Genomic DNA, 19,414 nt, shown 5'->3' on the forward strand with positions numbered 1-19,414 from the left:
TGAAGATAGTGAGCTCATTTCTTCCTGATAAATATGAGTCACTTCTAAAATGTATGGTATAAAACCTGTTCATTCATAAGTTAAAAAGTTGTCCCTTCTATTATCAGGAATCTGGCAGCTCAGGTCAATGATGGACCTGTTCGCTTTATGATTACTTCTTTTATCGCAATCGAAGAATGCAAGCTCATTTATTCGCTAACAGCTGCATGAAAGGTAATACAGCACTGTTTACTGCTTTATAGATGCCGATTCATAATAAGGATACTCCATCGTCATTGTGGCTGTACGTGCAGCTTCTATTCCAAGAAGCCTTTCAACGATATACATCGACATATCAATCCCTGCTGAAATGCCCGCGGAAGTCAGTACATCTCCGTTGTCCACAAAACGGACATTTCTAACGACTTCTACATCTGAAAATTGGTTTTCTAAAAAGTCCAATGCTAAAATATTTGTCGTTGCTTTTTTATTCGTTAACAGACCCGCTGCCGCCAGAAAAAAGGCCCCCGTACATACTGACGCAATCGTCGCTCCCGCCTTGTGCTGGGAAACAATCCAGTTCAATACTTCTTTATTGTTCATACCACTTTTTATCGCCTTAAGAGGTCCACCTGGAATAATAACAATATCAAATGTTTGATTATACGTATCAAAGCAAAAGTCCGGCATTACTTTCAATCCGTGGTCCGCAGTAATTAGCTGCTTGTGCTGAGCAATTGTTTTTACGTTAAACGGTTTGCCCTCAAGCTCCTTTTCGCTCTCAAAAAACTCCTGCACTTGGTTCGCATCTCTAAATGACAAATTGAACACTTCATATGGTCCTGAGTAGTCCATAACATCCACATCTTCAAACAGCAAAATACCCACGTTCCACTGGTTTTTCATACAATCATCCCATCCTTTTTATCGAGACCGATCGGTCTCTTTATTATATAAAAATTACTGCTTTACGCAGTAATTGATATACCTTTTTAGTTGAGCAGCATATTTCATCATGTACTCGTTATCTTTATACAGCTTTCCCATCATAATACTGCCTTCAAAAGCAGATGTTAAAAATATAGCAGCCTCTTCTACATCCAAATCTGCCCGGAACTCCTGTGACTGAATCCCCTCGTGCAGAATCGAGCTAAGTAAAGAAAGCCATTCGGTCATTACATCACGTGCTTTCTCATTTAAAAGTGGATGTGTATCATCCGTGTCTATAGCCGTATTCAACAACGGGCAACCTCCCTGCAAAGGTGGTGCCTCAACGACATTCATATAGACAGAGAGAACAGCAATCAGCTTCTCCTCTGCTGTCTTCTTGCCACTAACCGCTTGGCGATATGACTTTCTCAACACGTCAACAGCATAATGAAATGCTTCTAACGCTAGTTCATCTTTATTTTTGAAATGACGATAGATGCCGCCCTTCTTTAGTCCTGTAGCGTCCATAATATCGGACATGGATGACCCAGAGTAACCTTTCTCATTAAAGAGAACAGCGGATTGTTCGATAATTCGGTTTCTTGTATCTTGACCATTTCTCATGCTAAATCTCCCGCGCGGAAAATTAGAGACCATTCGGTCTCAATAAGTACACTACCACATTTTCTCAATGATGTACAACTACATAATTAGCCTAACACTAACTGAAAGTTACTGAAATTACTCTAGTTTCATGTTAACAAAGCACAGGAAAAAACTTCATACACATCTAAAGTCCCCTATGCTATCATTTTCCTTATCTGCTAGCGAGGTGATAACATATGAGTAATCGCAAAAGAGAAATAAAAAGAGCATGGTCAAAGGTAAAATCCGTCTTTAAATTTTTCAGAAAAATCTTCCGAGGTATCTGGAGAGTAATCCGAGCCATCGGGCGCATGATTCGAGGCATCTTTAGATTTTTCGTTGATCTCGTCGATTAAATTCCTGTACATTCAGCACTACTACTGTTATCTATCTACCATACATACGAGAACCAGGGGCATTTTGCCCCTGCAAAATAATATCGCTTCCACGTTAACAATCGAATCATGAAAGGTGACAACAAACTGAAGCGATCGGCTCTAGTGATTCAATCCACCTTCTCGAATCCCTGTCCGACTCACTCATCTGTTCATTTCTCATGTTCAATTAGTATAATCGGTACTCCCTCTGGATCTATCAAATCGACTCTCCTACCAGCTTGAAAATGGTGAAGTTCCTTCGTCAGACTAGCCCCTAGCGATAGCGCCTTGCTTCTTGTTTCATCCACATCTTTCACGGTGTAACCAACATTCCATTGAGTCATTCCTATTTTAGAAGCAATCTGCTTCATACCTCCTATCCTCTTTCCTCCAAGCCCATACACACTTATAAATGAATGGTCTTCTATCCGTTCCAAAGTCCAATCAAATACTTCCCTATAAAACATATAAGAACGTTCTATATCCGTCGTCTCCAGTTCAAACCAACTTTGGGCACCTTCACGAGTTGCATCAACATTCATCCCTTTAAACCGTCGAGGCTCCCATATCGAAATAACCGCACCCACATTGTCCTGTATTACAGCCATACGGCCAAATTCAGCCATATCAAACGATGGAATAAGTATTGTACCTCCCGCTTCTTCTACTTTGGCAACGGTTTGATCTACGTTATCGACTGCCATATAAATACTCATATGCGGCTTCGTTCCCAGTGGAAATATCGAAGCATTCAGATCCGTGAAGCCTCCCAACTTTCCGTTACTTACATAAATCGTTGTGTACATTCGATTAGACCAAGCTTCTTCTTTAAAGTGCCAGCTAAGCACTGCTTGATAAAATGTTTGAGCAGCAGCAATATTCGCCGACTTCAAATCTAACCAACAAATTTCATCTGCTGCACGATAATTGGTCAACTACCTCTCTCCCTTCATTAATTGATCCAGCTCTCCAACACCCCTTCACAAATAGCTGAACATCCTTCATGAACTTACCCAAAAATGGAGGGACCACTGTTGATTCCAACCTATCCTTATTACAGTCAGGAGACGCAGTGCAAACTGGTGCCGATTACGTTCCCTATATATTTAGTATCCGATGATTCATCGTTAGTGACAGGGCAAGTATTTCATGTAAATGGTGGTATTATGACGGAGTCATACAATCCTCAACAAACTGTATGACCTCCGAACGAATCGGTACTAGTCCTGAGCCTGGATCAGACGATGCTGGGTCCTTCCGCACATTCCAGAACTTTTCCATCAGCTCTCTATCACCTGCAAAGGTCAACGCAGAAAGCCCTTCAATCTCCCTTGCAATCTGCGCTCCTTCTTCCGAGTGCGGTCCAATCCCCTCATGCAAACAACGTTCGATACGAACGATCACATTGATCCACTGCTGTGTAATCTCGTCGTTGCTTTCCAACTTAGGAAGGCGGGTAGTAAGCAATCTCAACTCATCCTCATTAAAATAAGACTGCCACGGCTTTACTTCTTTCTGCGGCCCTCTAACCAGCGGCAGCAATGTATCCCAGCGCAACTCGCCCTCTATCCCGTAGAGATTCAGCAGCGCTGTTGTATGCTCCAAGCTTTCTTGCAGTTGAGCCACTTGAGCACGCAAATGCTTCTGATGCGCTTCAAGAATCTGTTTGATCGACAGCTCGTCCAGCAAGTTCTGAATTTCGCTAAGTGGCAAAGATAATGACTTCAACAGCGTAATTTTCTCCAGCCTAAGCAAATCTTCTTCTGAGTAGATGCGTCTGCCCCCGGTCTTCTTGCTTTTGGGACTGAACAGTTTAATCGAGTCGTAATATCGAAGCGTACGGACAGATATTCCAAGCTTGGAGGCGACCTGGCCTGTCGTTAATTGAACGGTCGTCATGATGTGATCCTCCTGATGAAAGTTTTTCTAATAAATTCCAGGTTGAAAAAACGACGTTCATAACTAGCAATTAGAAATATGCAAATATCATCGCTAGTTTGAATTACTTAACATCTCATCTAATTTACGTCGGATTTTTACAATTTCATTTGATCCTGTAGTTGGTAGACGAAGTAGTGGTACATCGTATTTTTGCAATATCGAATTCTTCTTCTTATCCCTTTCTATCTGAGCTTTATTATTTCGATGTGACTCAAAACCGTCTACCTCAATTATTAATAGTGGCTGCTTATTCAGCGCATCGTAGACAACAAAATCCACAGAGGATCCATTTGCCACAAACTTTCTTTCTACTTCATTGAGACGATTCATATCTTTCAGTAAATGTTTAAGATGGATCTGCCTATTAATAAAAAAACATTTATAAGCATCCTCTTTCATTAAATCGGTCAGAACCGTCCATATGACACTCTCCGACTTATATGGCGAGATAATAATAAGTCTACTTTCCAGGTCGGTAAGCTTTTCTGAATATTCTGTATAAAGTAGATCAAACACTGAGATCAATTCACTCTGCGTAATATGCTCATGAAGTGTAGTGTACTCAATATATCGAATCAAGTTACCAATGTCTTTTCTCGAATTTCGAAAAAATGAATGATCGGTCACAAGAATAAGTTGCTTCTGCGCTCGTGATACCGCTACATTAACTAGTCGTGAGTCTTCAACAAACTTTTGTGATCTCTCACCACTCGTCTGATCCAAAACGGTAGATAGAATCATCACAGGTTTTTCACGACCTTGGTATTTATGAACTGTATCAATCTCCACACCCTGATCTAGTATTATGTCGGCTTCCTTTACTTGCAGACGATAAGGCGTAGTGAATCCAACGTCTTCATTTGAAATATGATCCAATTGTAGTTCTTTTAAAATTTCTTCTTGTACGACATCTATTTCTCTATGGTTAAACGTCCCTTCAAGGCCTTTGACGGTCACTGTTCTCATGTGATTTCCTTTACTTGTGTAGTGCAGTTTAATTGGAATGTCGGAAGCCTCTACTGAAGTAAATGGAATTAATTCATCGTTGTAATACTGATTATTGCAAAATCCAATGATTTGCGGATGGCAACGATAATGCTCCTTTAACATAACCTTCGGCGCATTTTCTCCATATGCTTCAAGTACTGAAGATAATAGACTATGATTAAAATAATCATACTCCCTTTCTACATCAGCAAAATTAAGCTTTCTTCGAATCTTTTTATCAACGATCTGTGGTAGCTGCTTCGTATCACCTACAATAATCATTCGTTTACAACATGACATAGCTAGTACAGCTGTTAATAAATCCACTTGAGAAGATTCATCAATAATTACATAATCAAAAAGAAAATCTTCTGGAATACAACTTCGTAAAGAATGGGTTGTACTTAGCAGTATTGGATAATGTGTAATAAATTCTTTAAAATTCTCCTTATAATTTTTAACGTTTCCCTTGTAAGGTGCTTTAGAAGCATATTTTAAATATAATTTATGCTTGAATAGGATTGTTGAATATTTCTCATGTTGGTCCAATAAATCTTGAAAAGATTCTTGTTCCAGCTCCAACTGTATCTGCTCTTTCTCTCGATTCAAATCTAGAATTTTTGATTCATAGTATTTCATCTGCATGCTCGTAATTAATTCAATTCGGTTATGTTTTAGTTTCTTAAAATCAAAAAATCCATACTTTAGTAGTAGCTTAGCCTTTGGCAACAAGCGATTAGCATATTTTCCAGCAAAATACTCATCGACTAAAAAAGATATTACCGTTTCTGATGTCTGTCGCCGCCAAAATAATCGTCCCATACTATCCATATCTTTTGTTTCATTATGTAATTGAAAGTGCTTTTGTTCTAAACTAAAAGCCTCGAGCTGTTGATCAATCCTAGCTTTTCGATTAGAAAGTTCTAGTAAACGATTAAGTTGTCCCGTTAATCGGGATAAAGTATCTAAAATTTCATTTTCCTGAAGCTCACTTTTCCAGTTTTCAACATCTCCTCGAGGGAGATTACTGAAAAATGATACTCTTTTTTCCCTTCTACCTAACGATGCGGCTATAAAGTCATAACCGTTTTTGTCTAATTTATCTTTCACATTTTGCACAGCTGCATTATTCCCCGACACAACTGCTACTGTTTTATTTTGCATAATAGCCACATTTGCAAGAATATTTAAAATCGTTTGAGTCTTTCCTGTACCAGGAGGTCCCTCGATGATAGATAACTGGCTAGTCATAGCCAACTCAAGCGCTTCTTTCTGACTTAAGTTAAATCGAAATGGAAATATGGCTTGTTTCTGAAGTAACTCCGATTTTGCTATAGGTGACTTATTCATGTAAACCGCTAAAACACTTTCTGGATGTACAGAATTGAGTTTATCAAACTCTTTTTTAAGGAATGATTTCTCCTCATCCTCTATATTGGTGTATCGCGCTATATCTGACCAATAGTCCAGTAGGCTTACTGCTTGATTTGAGATATCACCTAATTGTTCAATTCGAATGAATTGAGAATCATATATTTGTGTAGTTCCATCAATGAAAAAAACTTTGAACGTACCTTCGAAATCAAATATTTCGTGTACATTACGAATAGGTATTTCACCATAAAAAATATATTTATTATGGATGTCTAATTCAAAAGGCTCCTTTTTTATTGTTACTTTTGACGAGGAATAATAATAGGATTTAGTACTATTTTCGAATTTGATTTCTACCGAGTTTCCATTTATCGAATAAGAATCGATTTCTCTCGTTTGATCACCTTTGTTGGTTATAATTAATACAGCTCGTTCATTCATAGTTTTATCATTTCCTCTATTAAAATAATCAAAATATTATAGTAAATCGATAAAAACTATATAAAAGAATCACTAAACTTATTGATAATTTTACCACAAAATAAATTAGAGAGGTCTTTACTTTCTCGACCCTCATTATCAATCAACAAACCTGCTTCTGCATTAAAATGGAATCATTAAAATTTCGTAGTTTATCCCTTAGCTAGAGCATTTATAGTATAGCTAGCAAAAGAAAGTTGGAGGCTATACAGACATGCGAAGAATAACACACAGCAAAAAAATAATAGTAACTTCAGCACTAGCCGTTTCCATGACTGTAACAAGTCTATTTGGCATGACTACGGTACAAGCTGCTCCTAGCGGGTTTAGTGAGAATCATATTTCTACAGGTTCTAATATACTGTCCCAGCAATATACAGGCAAAGGAATAAAAGTAGCCGTTATCGATAGCGGCATCAATATGGAGCATCCATTATTTAAGGGCAATATTAAAAAAGGCTACGACTATTTGGATCAGGATTCTGTTCCTCAAGACGAAACCGGACATGGCTCACATGTTGCAGGTATTATTATGCAGCAAGCACCAGATGCTGAGCTGCATATTTATCGTGTATTCGGCGGAGTTAAAGGTCAGACAAACTATTCTCATTTCGTTGTAGATGCTATTCAACGAGCTGTCCAAGACAAAGTCCAAGTTATCAATCTATCCTTAAATGCAGATATAGACGCTCCTGGTGAACCGATTGCTCGCGCGGTTGCAGAAGCTGTGAAGCAAGGTGTCGTTGTTGTAAAGTCAGCAGGAAACAACGGTGAGGATTGGTCGATCACGTCCCCAGGTTATGGTGCAGAGCCGATTGTTGTAGGAGCAACTTCACAATCACGCACAGATGCTGCACTTGTTACTCGCACGACTAAAATTCAATTGCATCCCTTATATGGTGCGAAAATGCTCCCTACAACAGGACCTGCAGCCTTCATATACGCAGGGAATGTGGCTCCAGAAAAGCTGAAAGATGCTAAATATCGCGGGAAGTATGTCATCATTGAAGCAAGTGAAGATTCGGATTATTTCGTAGAAGATTGGTATCCAGCAGCTCAACAAGCTGGCATAAAAGGGATTATTTTGGCTGTCTCCTCCTTTGATGAAGATGGTTCTACGACGTACGTCAATGTAGATAAAGATCCGTCACGCATGATTCCGGGCGCTATCATTCCAATGAAAGATGCTCATAAGCTGAAAAAGCTAGCGTCTAAATCCTGGTCATGGAGCAGCGTAAACGTAGCAGAACGACTTGGCAGCTTAAGCTCACGCGGGCCAGCAGTAGGTACTTGGCTCCTTAAGCCCGATCTCGTTGCACCTGGGATGCATATCTACAGTTCATTGGCTTCAGAAGATGCATACGGCTTGAATAGCGGCACAAGTATGGCAGCTCCTCAAGTAACGGCAGCCGCTGCGCTGCTGCTAGAGGCACATCCAGACTGGACCCCTGATATGGTTAAGTCTGCGTTGATGCAGCATGCTAATCAGCTCGTAAATGAGAAAGGCATCCCTTATAAACGCACAGAACAAGGTGCGGGCAGCTTGAATGTAGAAGCCGCATTGCAAACGAACACGTTCGCAGCACCAGCCAGCTTGTCATTTGGACAAATTGCACCTGGTTACAAAGGGAACAATCCTGTACTTTCTCAAACACTTGAGCTTAAAAATACGTCGCCCAAGCCAGTTACTTATGAGCTAGAAGCAATAATGGAAACAGGCAAAGGTCACATAGATATCCCACAGCAAATCACGGTTCAACCGAATCAAATGGTCAAAATCCCAGTAAAATGGACCGTAGATGTGAAGCAAAAGGCGGGAATATGGTCAGGTGCTATTTCGATTAAAGGCGATAAGGATGTGTTAAGCGTTCCCTTCGTACTAGTCAACCAAGTAAAAAGCTACCCACTAGTACAAGGAACGTACATCGATAATACGATGTATGCACCTAAAGGTGACAGCAGCAGAAAATCTTCGACCATTCATTATTATGTGACCGTCCCTTCTCAACGTGTGCTCGTAACGGCAACACGTGAAGATGAACAACCTAAATCTTTGGCGGGAAAAACATATGTGCTGTTGAATCAAGCGAATCATGCAAAAGGATTAACTCCATTCAAATTTACAGGTATAGATATGAATGGAACAGTACTCCCAGATGGCCATTACACGATTAAGGTGAAAAGTTTTGCAGAACATCGTCAAACGGTAGCAGAAGGTACTTCCATCTTTATTGATTCGAAGGCACCTGTTATGACCATCAACCAGCAAAAAGCTGCCAAAGGACAGCTTTTTGGTAAACTCGAAGATCAGCTTACTGGCTTTAACGGTCTTATAGTGACAAAAGAATTGGAAAGCAACCTTATCTTCGATCCTAAACTTATTACGATGCAGTGGCGTGTCAATGACAAACAAAAGTGGAACTATGTGAATGTCAACGTAGACGAGAAACAATTTTTCGCTGATTTGCGTTCCGCCAAATTAGCTCCCGGAAAGCATACGATTGTCCTGCGTGCAAAAGATGTGTTTGGCAATCAAGCGGAACGTACAACAGAAGTAACTATTAAATAAAAATTTAAGACATGATAGAGATATGAATAAGGATTGAAATACGGAAAAAGACCGTTCCACATTGGCAAATGCCTAGATTGGAGCGGTCTTTTATTTTTGAATATTAAGGACATCCCTCGACCAATCAGTCATAGGATTGATACATGCAAATCCCATGTAAATAGAGTCTATCTCTTTACCAACCAGCTTTGCTCATAGGCATAGCGTGCAAGCTGGACTCTATTTTCCAATTGGAGTTTCTGAAGAATATTTTTTAAATGATTTTTTACCGTATGTTCTGAAATTTCAAGCTTACTTGAAATTTCCTTATTGCTTAGCCCCTTGGCGACTAATCCTAATATTTCGCGTTCTCTGCCTGTTAAGCGATTGGATTGTGCCTCTTCAGCTCCCATAGGAGAAAACTCTTTTAAAATACGAAACGCTAACTCACGCGTCATCGGCGCTTCATCAACCGCGATCGCTTTCAAATATTCATGCCATGCCTCTGGCTTTAAATTTTTTAATAAATAACCTTGAGCCCCTTTTTTGAGCGCATCGAATAAATGTGCAATATCATCGGATACGGTTACCATTACGACTTTGACATAAGGAAATTTCTCCTTTAATCGACGAGTCGTTTCCAAACCATCTATGCCAGGCATTTGAATATCCATCAAAATTAAATCGGGCATCCACTGCTCGCTGAGTGCGAGCGCCTCTTCACAGTTACTTCCTTCCGCAACGATTTTAAAGGCAGGATCGCTCTCCAAAATTATACGAATCCCAGCCCTAGCCAATTCACTGTCATCAACAATTAGGACCCGAAATATTGACATGCACTAACTCTCCTTTACAATGGCGATCCTTGTCTCCCTATTTTTCCTATCGATTTGCAGCTTCCAAGACATATTATTAGCCCGATCTTTCATCATTTTAAGTCCATAGCGGTTGCCGCCAACTGCTTTTTCTGGATCAAACCCCTTGCCATTATCCGTAATCTGACACATCCATCCTCGCTTTGTTGTCAGCGCTTTTACACATACATTTGTAGCTTCCGCATGTTTATAACTATTGATTAACGACTCCCGAACAATCGCTAACAATTCGATTTTATCTTTAGATGAGAGCTGTGAATCTTCTATCTCCCATTTCGTTTCAATTTGCATATCCGTTTCACGGCTCAATTCGTCAATTAAACTCCCCATCCCCTTCAGCCAAGGATTTTCGTCTGCGTCCGCAGCATGCCGCAAGCTAGCAATGGCTTGTCTTACATAATCGTTAGTACGATACACGCTTTCCATCAATTGTCCAAAAGGAAGTCCCTCCGCTTGCCTCATTTGTTCCATACGTGTTACCTGAGCATTTAAGAAAAATAGGGATTGCGCAATGCCGTCATGCAATTCCCGGGCAATCTTTTCCCGTTCCTCTAACACGACCTGCACCGCCTTCACACGATTCAATTCTTCTTGATAATGCTCAATCATTTTGAACAATTTCGTTAAAAACAACAGCGTTACTGCTAATACGAATACAGGTGAGAGCCAGTTACCCAATTCCATAGAAATATAGGGAAGAAGAAATTCGTGCCTTACATACTCCCATAGGCCAATCGTCAAAGTCGGAATAATTAGAATCAGCCATTTGATTTGTTTATAGCTCATCTCGACTTCCCCTCTCCATATGCTTGCAGTCGCACAAAACGATTTCTATCATGATGCTTCATTGAGCCTTTGTCGCCTTCTTTTATCTTATCGTATTGCGTTTGATCAATCGACCGAAATGATGAAAAAAAGTCCGTACAAAGAGACGTTCTGCCTCATTGTACGGACTGCTTTCATATGGTATATCGAGTTATTGCAAATACTGAACGGTATAGCCTTTTTCTTTCAACAGGTCGACAACCATGCCTTTCGTTACGTAATGAGCCGCGCCCACAACGACGAAGGATGTGTTCTCTCCTTCTTTCTCCAGCAATCCAGCAAGCTTGCTGGCCATATTTTTGTCCCGCTCCCCTATTAAACGTTTACTCGCTTCGTCCTCGAATCCAACTTCCAGCAATTTTGCCAAGCCTTCTGCATCGCCCTCTACCCAATCAAGCTGCATCTTTTTCAAGTTCTCTTCGCTTTCCTTGAAGCCGTTTCCAGTCAGGATGGATTCTAGCATAGCATTCAATTCTTTTTCCTGCTGTGCAGGTGGAACATCCGCAAATACATGAGCTTGCACTTTAACACCTTCTAGCTCATGAATCGGTTTACCTGTCAGCATAGCCTTTGTAATAAAGTAATTGTCAATACCAGTTAGCATCGCCATTTGGTACGCTTCTGGATTTTGGGCATACCCTAAAGTCGACAGACTCGTGGAAATGGCAAAAGGTTTGAATCCGTCAAAAGCATTCCCCGGCAAGTCTAGCTTCGTCAGAACTTTTTGCAGCTTTTCATACGTTTCTTTAGACACATGATCTTTTATAGTAGTTCCATCGCTGTATTGCATCTTCTCATTAAAATAACTCATGTCTCCGTTTACCAAATCCAATTCGACCCATAAATCGTCCGAAGCATCGAATGCTTCACGGATGCTCTTCTGCATCGGATACATATCTGTAGTACCTAGGTGAACGGAGCCTAGTAAATACAACGTATTTTTATCATTTGTTACTTTCCACATTAGACCTTCTGCACCAGCTCCAGCAGCGTCATAAGCAAACTCCACCAAGCGGCTTGCCATCACAGCAGCATGTTCAACGGTACTAGGCTTATCCAACTCTAAGCCAGCTTTCGTGCCCTTAACGATCCCTTTTTTCTGCATATAGTCAGTCGGTGCCATATCTGCCTTCATATCGAATGCTTGTGGCAGCTCATAGTTTGCTAACAGCTTATGTAAGGAAGTAATCACCGTTTCTCTCGTAATCCCTTTATCCGTTGGGAAAGACAAGGAGGTCACTTTTTTCTTGACACCAAGCTTATCTAGTTTCGCCGTTGTTCCTTCCATAAGTGTTTTGAATTTATCCGGTGTAATCGCTTTTTGGAACGATCCATCGTAATACCAATTAATCGGATAAATACCGTACTTCTCACCTTCATGCAGCGTCTTTACTGACCATTGGCTAATTTGTGGAGCTGCAGGATCAGCAGTTTCTGCATGAACGGGGAATACATTTCCTAACAAGATTGAAAAGCTCAGTATCCCCGCTGCAGTCCAACGCGTAAGCTTGGACAAGCGTTTTTGTTCTAGCATCATTCGATCTCCTCTCAAATCTAAGATGTGGTAAATGTTGCATATAATTATACCTTATCTATTGAATTTACATATGTCAAAAATATAATATTTTTATTTAAATTCAATTCATTTCATAGATAATAAACCCATATGTGTCTTGAAGTTGTGAGAAAGGAGCACCTGCTTCGTTTTCGCGAAATATTCCAATTACGTGCATAAACCATGATGATATGGACAAAAGTGCAGCTATTTTAAATAGAAAACGCCATTTTTCAATAAATAAGGACAAATATGCAGTTGTTTTTCTCGATTAGGCTGCTTAAAAGGGAAAAGCAACTAAAATAAATGTATTTTTGTCGATAATGCCTCATAAATTCACATTTTCACATAAAATAACTGCATAATTGTCTTTAATCTAAATCAGGGCTTCCCATTCATGCAGATCTGTCTGCTTTCACCTATAAAGCACGCCCTTTTATAAGCCGTTCTATGTTGAACTGTATTCATAGCAGAAAAAAGACACGCTATATTCAGCGTGCCTTTACGTACTATCTTAGTTAGCCCTTCTTTCAACTCATCTATTAATTTTATATTCTTATATTCCTACAATAGGCAACACGACTATCACTTCACTTTTTTCATATAGAAGTAGATCGTTAGCGGTACAAATAAGACAAGCAGCAACAAGCATACACCAACACCAGCTGCAATATCGCTTGTCGATGCCGTTCCATGCATCAATCCTCTTGCTGTCGTCGCAGCAATACTAATCGGATTGAGCCCTACTATAACACCCATCCAATCTGGCATCGTATCGGGATCTACTAAAATATTGCTAGCAAACAGCAGCGGATACATCAGCATCATGCTCGTACCAGATACCGTTTCAGGCTTCTTAACCAGCACACCCATCATAGAAAAGATCCAGCTTACACTAAATGCAAAGCAAACGATAAATAGCAAAGCCATTATCGCGCCTAAGGCGCCTCCCTCGGGTCTGAACCCCAACAACATGCCTACACAAAAGGAAACAAGTGCAGCACTCGTATATCTTAATCCGTCCATGAGGACAGAACCTATCATCGTCGCTGGCTGCCAGAAAGGCATCGTTCGGAATCGATTATATACCCCTTTTACAATGTCCTGACATAGTGTCGTTCCGCTATACACGGTCATGGGAAGAATCGTTAGCAGAAGGAAGCCAGGTAAAAAGTATTGCAAATAGGCTGTCGTAGAACCTGCAATCGCTCCACCAAACAAATAAGTAAAGATGAGCAGCGTGAGAATAGGAGATAGTGCAACGTCCATGCCATAGACAAACAAATTGTTGCTCGTGTGCTTCCACGTTCTCCACACAAATATACGAATGGCTGTAAATGCCTTAGGACTTACTGGCTTCGAGTTCCCCGAAAATAAGGAGCTGTCTTGAGCGATTCGCGGCATCGCTTTATTGGTCGTATTCATGATACTGCCTCCTTGTTCGGAGGATGAAGCAGAGCTAGAAACACCTCATCCATGCTTGGATCACTAAGTGTAAAATGAGCAATCGGCATATCATTGTCTAATAGAAGTTGAATAATTTGATTCGCACGTCTAGCTTCTGTTACTGGTATTTTTAACAACAAAGGATCTGTATCTTGCAGCAAAGTAAGATGGTGGCTAACAAGTAATCGTTCGATATCGATAGCATTCACCTGATACAGCAGCTGAATAGACAACGTCTTCCCCCCGGTCGAGGCCTTCAACTGAATCGGTGTACCTTCGGCTACTACCGTTCCTTTGTCGATAATAACGATCCGATCTGCCAACTGATCCGCTTCTTCTAAATACTGCGTTGTTAACAACACGGTCGTTCCCCGCTTCAGCAGCGTTCGCACTACCTCCCACACTTGCATACGACTTTGCAGATCAAGCCCCGTTGTAGGTTCATCTAGAAAAATAACTTCCGGTTGATTGATAACACTCGCTAAAATATCCAACCGTCTCCGCATACCACCTGAGTAAGTTTGTACGATTCTATCTTTCGCATCCGACAGTCCGAATGATTCTATCAGTTCATCTGCCAATATACGTGCTTCCTTCGCAGAATAGCCATACAATCGCGCGATCATAACAATGTTCTGATGCCCTGTCAGCCCTTCATCAAGTGCCGCAAATTGCCCCGTCAAGCTGATATTCTGTCGTACGTCATTCGCTTGCATCGCTGCATCGTATCCTGCTACGACGGCTACGCCTCCATCGGGCTTGATGAGCGTGCTAAGCATATTTACGATCGTCGTTTTCCCTGCTCCATTTGGACCAAGCAAAGCCAATAACTCGCCTTTTTTCACTTGCAAATCTACGCCTTTAACGACTTCGATACCGTTATACGACTTTCTTAATCCGCTCGCTTCTATCGCATATGGCATATCCCACCGTCTCCCCCTCTGTATTAGAACCATTAAGTCTTCACTATCTATAAAACTACCGACTACCTTAAAAGTCCGGGTGCTTTTCCAGCACGATCTCGACTGCCCCGCCAACTCCATCACCAGACTTTTAAAAGCCCGATCATTTCGTATCGGCTGCGCTATCGAGATTCTTCTACTCACCACTCACTGTTGTCATCAAAATTCAGATTCCAGCCTTATTTTTCTTATATAAAACGATCTTTATGTTCAGATGCCCACTCTGCAAACGTCTTAGCGCGTCTTCCTACTACAAGCTCTACGGTAGGCAATACCGTGTATCCGACTTCAGGTGGATTTTTGCCCATCTCGACAAAGAAATCGATATCAGTCTCTTCATAGCCTTGTTCGCTCCAACGTTCACGAGCTTGCTCTTCTGTTAGCTCAATAAATTGAATCTCCTTGCCAATTGCATCACTAATGACCTGCACAGCTTCGATACGAGTAAGCACTTCTGGGCCCGTAATAAAATAGCTTTGCTTATGATGCCCGCCATCTACTAATGCCGCTACCGCCACACTTGCAATGTCTGCTTCATGCACTCTTGAGCTCGGCACACTGCCAAAAGGCTCACGCACAACGCCTTCTGTACGAATAGAGTCTGTCCAATCGATTAACGTATTCGCCATCACTTCCACTGGCTTAAAGAATGTCCACTCCATGCCGCTGCGTTGCACTGCTGCTTCCACCTCACCTTCATAGCCTACCAATACCGTCACGCGGCGAACACCAGCTTTTTCCGCCATTTCGATAAGAGTAGGATTCGTTTGCAAATAGCCATCTGCACTTAAGCTCGAAGTAATCACGTGTAGTCCAGTTACGCCTTCCAATGCAGCTTGCAGCGTCTCAGGTGCGTTCAGATCACCCGCTACCACTTCTACACTGGCAGGTAAATTTGCTTTTTCCGGGTTGCGCGATAAGGCGCGCACACGCTCTCCTTTTTCCACTAACTGATTCACGATATGTCTTCCCACTGTACCTGTTGCGCCTGTCACTAAAATTGTCATTATAAATTCCTCCTAATTAGATATGATGGGTATTACTAGTAAAAAACGATTTCATGTTTCCAAGCGAACCGATTGTGATCTACTTTACATAGCGCTCTTGAACTCGCTTGATTTCTTCCATCAGCTCATCTTTTAAATCTTCAGGTGATAGGATTTCAACTTTGGAGCCGTAGCTTAAAATAACGGAGATCGCATATTCTCTTAAATAGAATTCCTTATGGACATCGATGTGCGTACCGAGGTGAATGCATTCATCTCGAAACTGTTCCGTTACTCGGGGCTGAGCAGACAAATCAAATCGCAAATGAGCCACTGTCCCGCGAACTTCTTCTACGTCAGGTGAATCAACCAATTCCCTAGGCTGGAACGTCACTTCCGTGACTTCGACTTGCCCCATCCGCGACACGCGGAACAATCGCTTGGCCTTTTTGCCTAAGCAGTAGCCATCCAAATACCAGAACCCGCGCTCCCAATACAGATGAATCGGTTCCAATTGTCTATTGGTACTATCACCTGTTGCATTGGTATATGAAAAATGAATGATTCTACGGTCATTGACCGCTTGGTGTAACGTTTGGATAATCGCTTTCTCACTTTCAGAGGCGTTCAGTGCAAAGATTAGCTTTTCATGGTCACCATGACTGAGCAGTGCAGGCTGCAAACTGCCAAGCTTATTCACTAAAGAAGTGATTTGCTCTCCGAATGCGCCCTCCATGCCCTTTAACAAGTTGTAAATGACCGTAAAGTCCTGCATTGAAAAATGCTGCTTCGTTAAAAAGAAACCTTCCATCAATTCGAAGCCGCCATCTGTACCCGCAAATGAAACAACAGGTATGCCTGATTGGTTGATAAGCTCAATATCCCGATATATCGTTCGAATCGATACCTCAAACCGTGAAGAAAGCTCGGTTGCTGTCACTCTTTTCTTGGACATCAATTCCATCGTAATGCCAAGCAGTCTATCTAATCGCATGTACCTCTCTCCTCATCACCGCCATCCTCACATATGATAATGGCATCATAATATACGAACCCTGACATCTTATATGTCAGGATTAAATCATGACTTTTAAAAATGGACAATAAAAATTTCAAAATGGGTTATACACACACATTCACGGCTCGGCTCATTGTATCGATACAAATCGTTTTTCCATGTATTGTTTGATTTAACAGTTAGATCTATGATGGTAAGTAGAAGCGATAACAACACGAATTCGTCAGCAGACCTAATTTATGGGAGGAACGATGGATGAGTACCCTTAGTGCGTTATTTCTAAAACGAATTGGCTACACCACCAGTGAGCAAGATCCGCATGAAAAGATCACATTTGACCAGTTGCCCCAGATCCTCGAATTAGCATCGACTACAATCCCTTTCGAGAATTTGCGCGTATTGACTCATCGTACAAGAGATATTACAAGAGAGCATTTGGTCGAAGATATCCTCATTCATAACGAAGGCGGCATATGTTATGAGCTGAATGCGCTTTTTTATTTATTTTTGGTCGATAACGGCTTTGATGCCGCATTTACAAGAGCCATTATTTACGATAATGAAGCAAAAGAATATATTGCATGGGGTCGAACGCATGTGACGATTCTGCTCAAGCATGAGGAACAAACGTATCTGGTTGATGCAGGTGTTGGCGGAAATTTGCCATTGAAGCCTGTCCCACTAACTGGTGAAACAGTTACGTCTAGTAATGGTGAGTTTCGGGTGACAACAGTCGATCATGAACTCGGCAACTATGTATATGAGATCAAGTTAAAACATAAAGATACCGATTGGCACATCAATTATATTTTTGATTCCAATATGCTGTTATCTGACTTAGCAGAATGTACGGAAGTGCAGCAAATTGTCGTCGAGCATCCAGATTCGCATTTTAACAAAGGTCCACTCATTACGAAGTTAACGAGTACAGGTAACGTAACCTTAACAGGCAGCTCCTTTACGAAATGGGAAGATGGAGTTGTTACGAAGGAAAAGATCGATGATGAGACATTCTCGAAATTACTACAAGATCATTTTGGATTGAAACAATGAATAATAGTGGAACCAACATACCAAGCTATACACGCGCTAGATTCAGGTTCTAGCGTCCTTCTATTGACTCTGTCTGCTACACGCTACAACTCCTCACGGAATCATACACGGTCACCTTGGATATGCCAGTTGGACGCATTTAAAGGGTTGGAAAATTATCAACATACGATCACCATTCATGCGAATGAATACGCAAAAAACGCTTGGAAATCTCCAAGCGTTTTTTATCTATTTTCCATCTATTATGCTGCGAAAAAGGTGGAGAAATTTTCGCTTCGCTACCTATATCCCGTTAACGGTTGCCATTGAGGCTATCCAGCTTATATTTGCTTATTTTGAAATGTAAAGGGTGTCACAGCGCTTATTTACTAGATCGAACCTTAAACTGAACTATTTTTGCCCAAATAAGCTCTCTGGCGACCATTAAAATCTTAAAGGAGCCACTTTCGCGAAAATAACGTCTATGACGCCCGTTAGAGAAAGCACTCCACGTAAGATAGTACTAGCATCGTAAAACATCGTAAATGGTACCATAAGTACGCTTCTTTCGGCTACGAGATACGTGTCAACTTATCAGGATTTCGAACAATATAAATGTTCTGCAATTTTCCTTTCCTCATATCCAAGAAGAACACTGATTGTACAACACCATTGCTCCGAATGACAATTCCCGTTTGACCGCTAATTGGTACCAACTCCACTGCAAAGTCGCCTGCTTCGTTCTGAGGCCAATTTCGACGAATGCCCAACAAGAAGCGAGCGACGCGCTTACTCGTCACAATTGGTTTAACCGCAGCGGTTACTTTACCGCCTCCATCAGACAAGAGCACCGCATCCTCAGCAAGCATGGAAAGTACTTTGTCGACTTTGCCAAGTGATAACGCTGCAAGAAACTGCTGAACCCATTCTTCTCCGATGCAGCCTTTGCCGATTAGCTCCTCTTCGGACACACCCATTTTCCCTCTTGCTCGGCTCATAAGCTTACGGCAGTTTAATTCACTCTTGTCAATTAACTCAGCAATGGTGGGATAATCAAAGCCCATCGCTTCCCTAAGGACAAATACAGCACGTTCGGCTGGAGTCAATCGTTCAAGAAGCGCAAGAATCGCATAGGATAGCAGGTCATTGCGGACGACTGCCTCGAAGCTATCATCATTCATCGTTGGGATCGGCTCTGGCAGCCATGGGCCGACGTACTGCTCGCGGCGCTTTCTCGCTGAGCGGAGCAGGTCTAGACAACGATTCGTAATCATTTTGCACAAATAGGCTTTCGGTTCCTTTAATCGTTCTGGATTGACGCTTTGTACTTTTACGAACACATCTTGAACAGCATCTTCCGCATCAGCGGCAGAACCGGTTAATTGGTAGGCAAGACGGAACAGTAGGCCACGATATTTTTCGTAAAGTTCAATCATAGACTGCCTCCTTAATGA

The 19,414-nt window shown here is 41.4% G+C and carries 15 protein-coding genes; 2 read left to right on the forward strand and 13 right to left on the reverse strand.

The window, feature by feature from the left end:
* Positions 1–228: 228 nt before the first annotated feature.
* The 5 genes from NQ117_RS07475 to NQ117_RS07495 form a co-directional block, all read right to left on the reverse strand.
* Complete coding sequence (locus tag NQ117_RS07475; protein ID WP_258277344.1) at positions 229–885, reverse strand: DJ-1/PfpI family protein; 657 nt, start codon at positions 883–885, stop codon at positions 229–231.
* A gap of 54 nt (positions 886–939) precedes the next feature.
* Positions 940–1,533, reverse strand: coding sequence for a TetR/AcrR family transcriptional regulator (locus NQ117_RS07480; protein ID WP_258277345.1), 594 nt, complete (start codon positions 1,531–1,533; stop codon positions 940–942).
* Between the two features lie 568 nt (positions 1,534–2,101).
* A complete protein-coding gene (locus tag NQ117_RS07485; RefSeq protein WP_258277346.1) occupies positions 2,102–2,866 on the reverse strand; it encodes a VOC family protein in 765 nt (254 codons plus the stop codon).
* 229 nt (positions 2,867–3,095) lie between these two features.
* Positions 3,096–3,830 carry a MerR family transcriptional regulator gene (locus NQ117_RS07490; protein ID WP_258277347.1) on the reverse strand — a complete coding sequence of 245 codons (735 nt, stop codon included), beginning with the start codon at positions 3,828–3,830 and terminating at the stop codon, positions 3,096–3,098.
* 93 nt (positions 3,831–3,923) lie between these two features.
* Positions 3,924–6,674 carry an AAA domain-containing protein gene (locus tag NQ117_RS07495; RefSeq protein WP_258277348.1) on the reverse strand — a complete coding sequence of 917 codons (2,751 nt, stop codon included), beginning with the start codon at positions 6,672–6,674 and terminating at the stop codon, positions 3,924–3,926.
* A 253-nt stretch (positions 6,675–6,927) separates the two neighbouring features.
* Here NQ117_RS07495 and NQ117_RS07500 point away from each other — a divergent pair, with 253 nt between their 5' ends.
* The gene (locus tag NQ117_RS07500) at positions 6,928–9,282 is read left to right on the forward strand and encodes a S8 family serine peptidase (protein WP_258277349.1); all 2,355 of its coding nucleotides are present in this window, start codon (positions 6,928–6,930) and stop codon (positions 9,280–9,282) included.
* Between the two features lie 167 nt (positions 9,283–9,449).
* Here NQ117_RS07500 and NQ117_RS07505 read toward each other — a convergent pair whose 3' ends face one another.
* The 7 genes from NQ117_RS07505 to NQ117_RS07535 form a co-directional block, all read right to left on the reverse strand.
* Positions 9,450–10,097, reverse strand: coding sequence for a response regulator (locus tag NQ117_RS07505; RefSeq protein WP_258277350.1), 648 nt, complete (start codon positions 10,095–10,097; stop codon positions 9,450–9,452).
* Between the two features lie 3 nt (positions 10,098–10,100).
* Positions 10,101–10,922, reverse strand: coding sequence for a sensor histidine kinase (locus NQ117_RS07510; RefSeq protein WP_258277351.1), 822 nt, complete (start codon positions 10,920–10,922; stop codon positions 10,101–10,103).
* Between the two features lie 190 nt (positions 10,923–11,112).
* The gene (locus NQ117_RS07515; protein WP_258278196.1) at positions 11,113–12,495 is read right to left on the reverse strand and encodes a TraB/GumN family protein; all 1,383 of its coding nucleotides are present in this window, start codon (positions 12,493–12,495) and stop codon (positions 11,113–11,115) included.
* Between the two features lie 606 nt (positions 12,496–13,101).
* Positions 13,102–13,941 (reverse strand): ABC transporter permease, encoded by an 840-nt coding sequence (locus NQ117_RS07520; RefSeq protein WP_258277352.1) that lies wholly within the window; start codon positions 13,939–13,941, stop codon positions 13,102–13,104.
* Positions 13,938–14,885: an ATP-binding cassette domain-containing protein gene (locus NQ117_RS07525; protein ID WP_258277353.1), complete on the reverse strand. Its 948-nt coding sequence runs from the start codon at positions 14,883–14,885 to the stop codon at positions 13,938–13,940. The genes NQ117_RS07520 and NQ117_RS07525 overlap by 4 nt, the downstream gene beginning before the upstream one ends.
* Before the next feature lie 227 nt (positions 14,886–15,112).
* The gene (locus NQ117_RS07530) at positions 15,113–15,931 is read right to left on the reverse strand and encodes an NAD(P)H-binding protein (protein ID WP_258277354.1); all 819 of its coding nucleotides are present in this window, start codon (positions 15,929–15,931) and stop codon (positions 15,113–15,115) included.
* A 79-nt stretch (positions 15,932–16,010) separates the two neighbouring features.
* Positions 16,011–16,904, reverse strand: a complete 894-nt coding sequence (locus tag NQ117_RS07535; RefSeq protein WP_258277355.1) for a helix-turn-helix transcriptional regulator — start codon at positions 16,902–16,904, stop codon at positions 16,011–16,013.
* Positions 16,905–17,183: 279 nt separating this feature from the next.
* Between NQ117_RS07535 and NQ117_RS07540 the strand changes: the two genes are divergently transcribed.
* Entirely contained in the window at positions 17,184–17,981 is a 798-nt protein-coding gene (locus NQ117_RS07540; protein WP_258277356.1) for an arylamine N-acetyltransferase family protein, read from the forward strand.
* A 551-nt stretch (positions 17,982–18,532) separates the two neighbouring features.
* Here the strand turns inward: NQ117_RS07540 and NQ117_RS07545 are convergent.
* The gene (locus tag NQ117_RS07545; RefSeq protein ID WP_258277357.1) at positions 18,533–19,396 is read right to left on the reverse strand and encodes an RNA polymerase sigma-70 factor; all 864 of its coding nucleotides are present in this window, start codon (positions 19,394–19,396) and stop codon (positions 18,533–18,535) included.
* Between the last annotated feature and the right edge of the window lie 18 nt (positions 19,397–19,414).

Source organism: Paenibacillus sp. SC116 (genome assembly GCF_024733555.1).
Lineage (GTDB): Bacteria > Bacillota > Bacilli > Paenibacillales > Paenibacillaceae > Paenibacillus_B.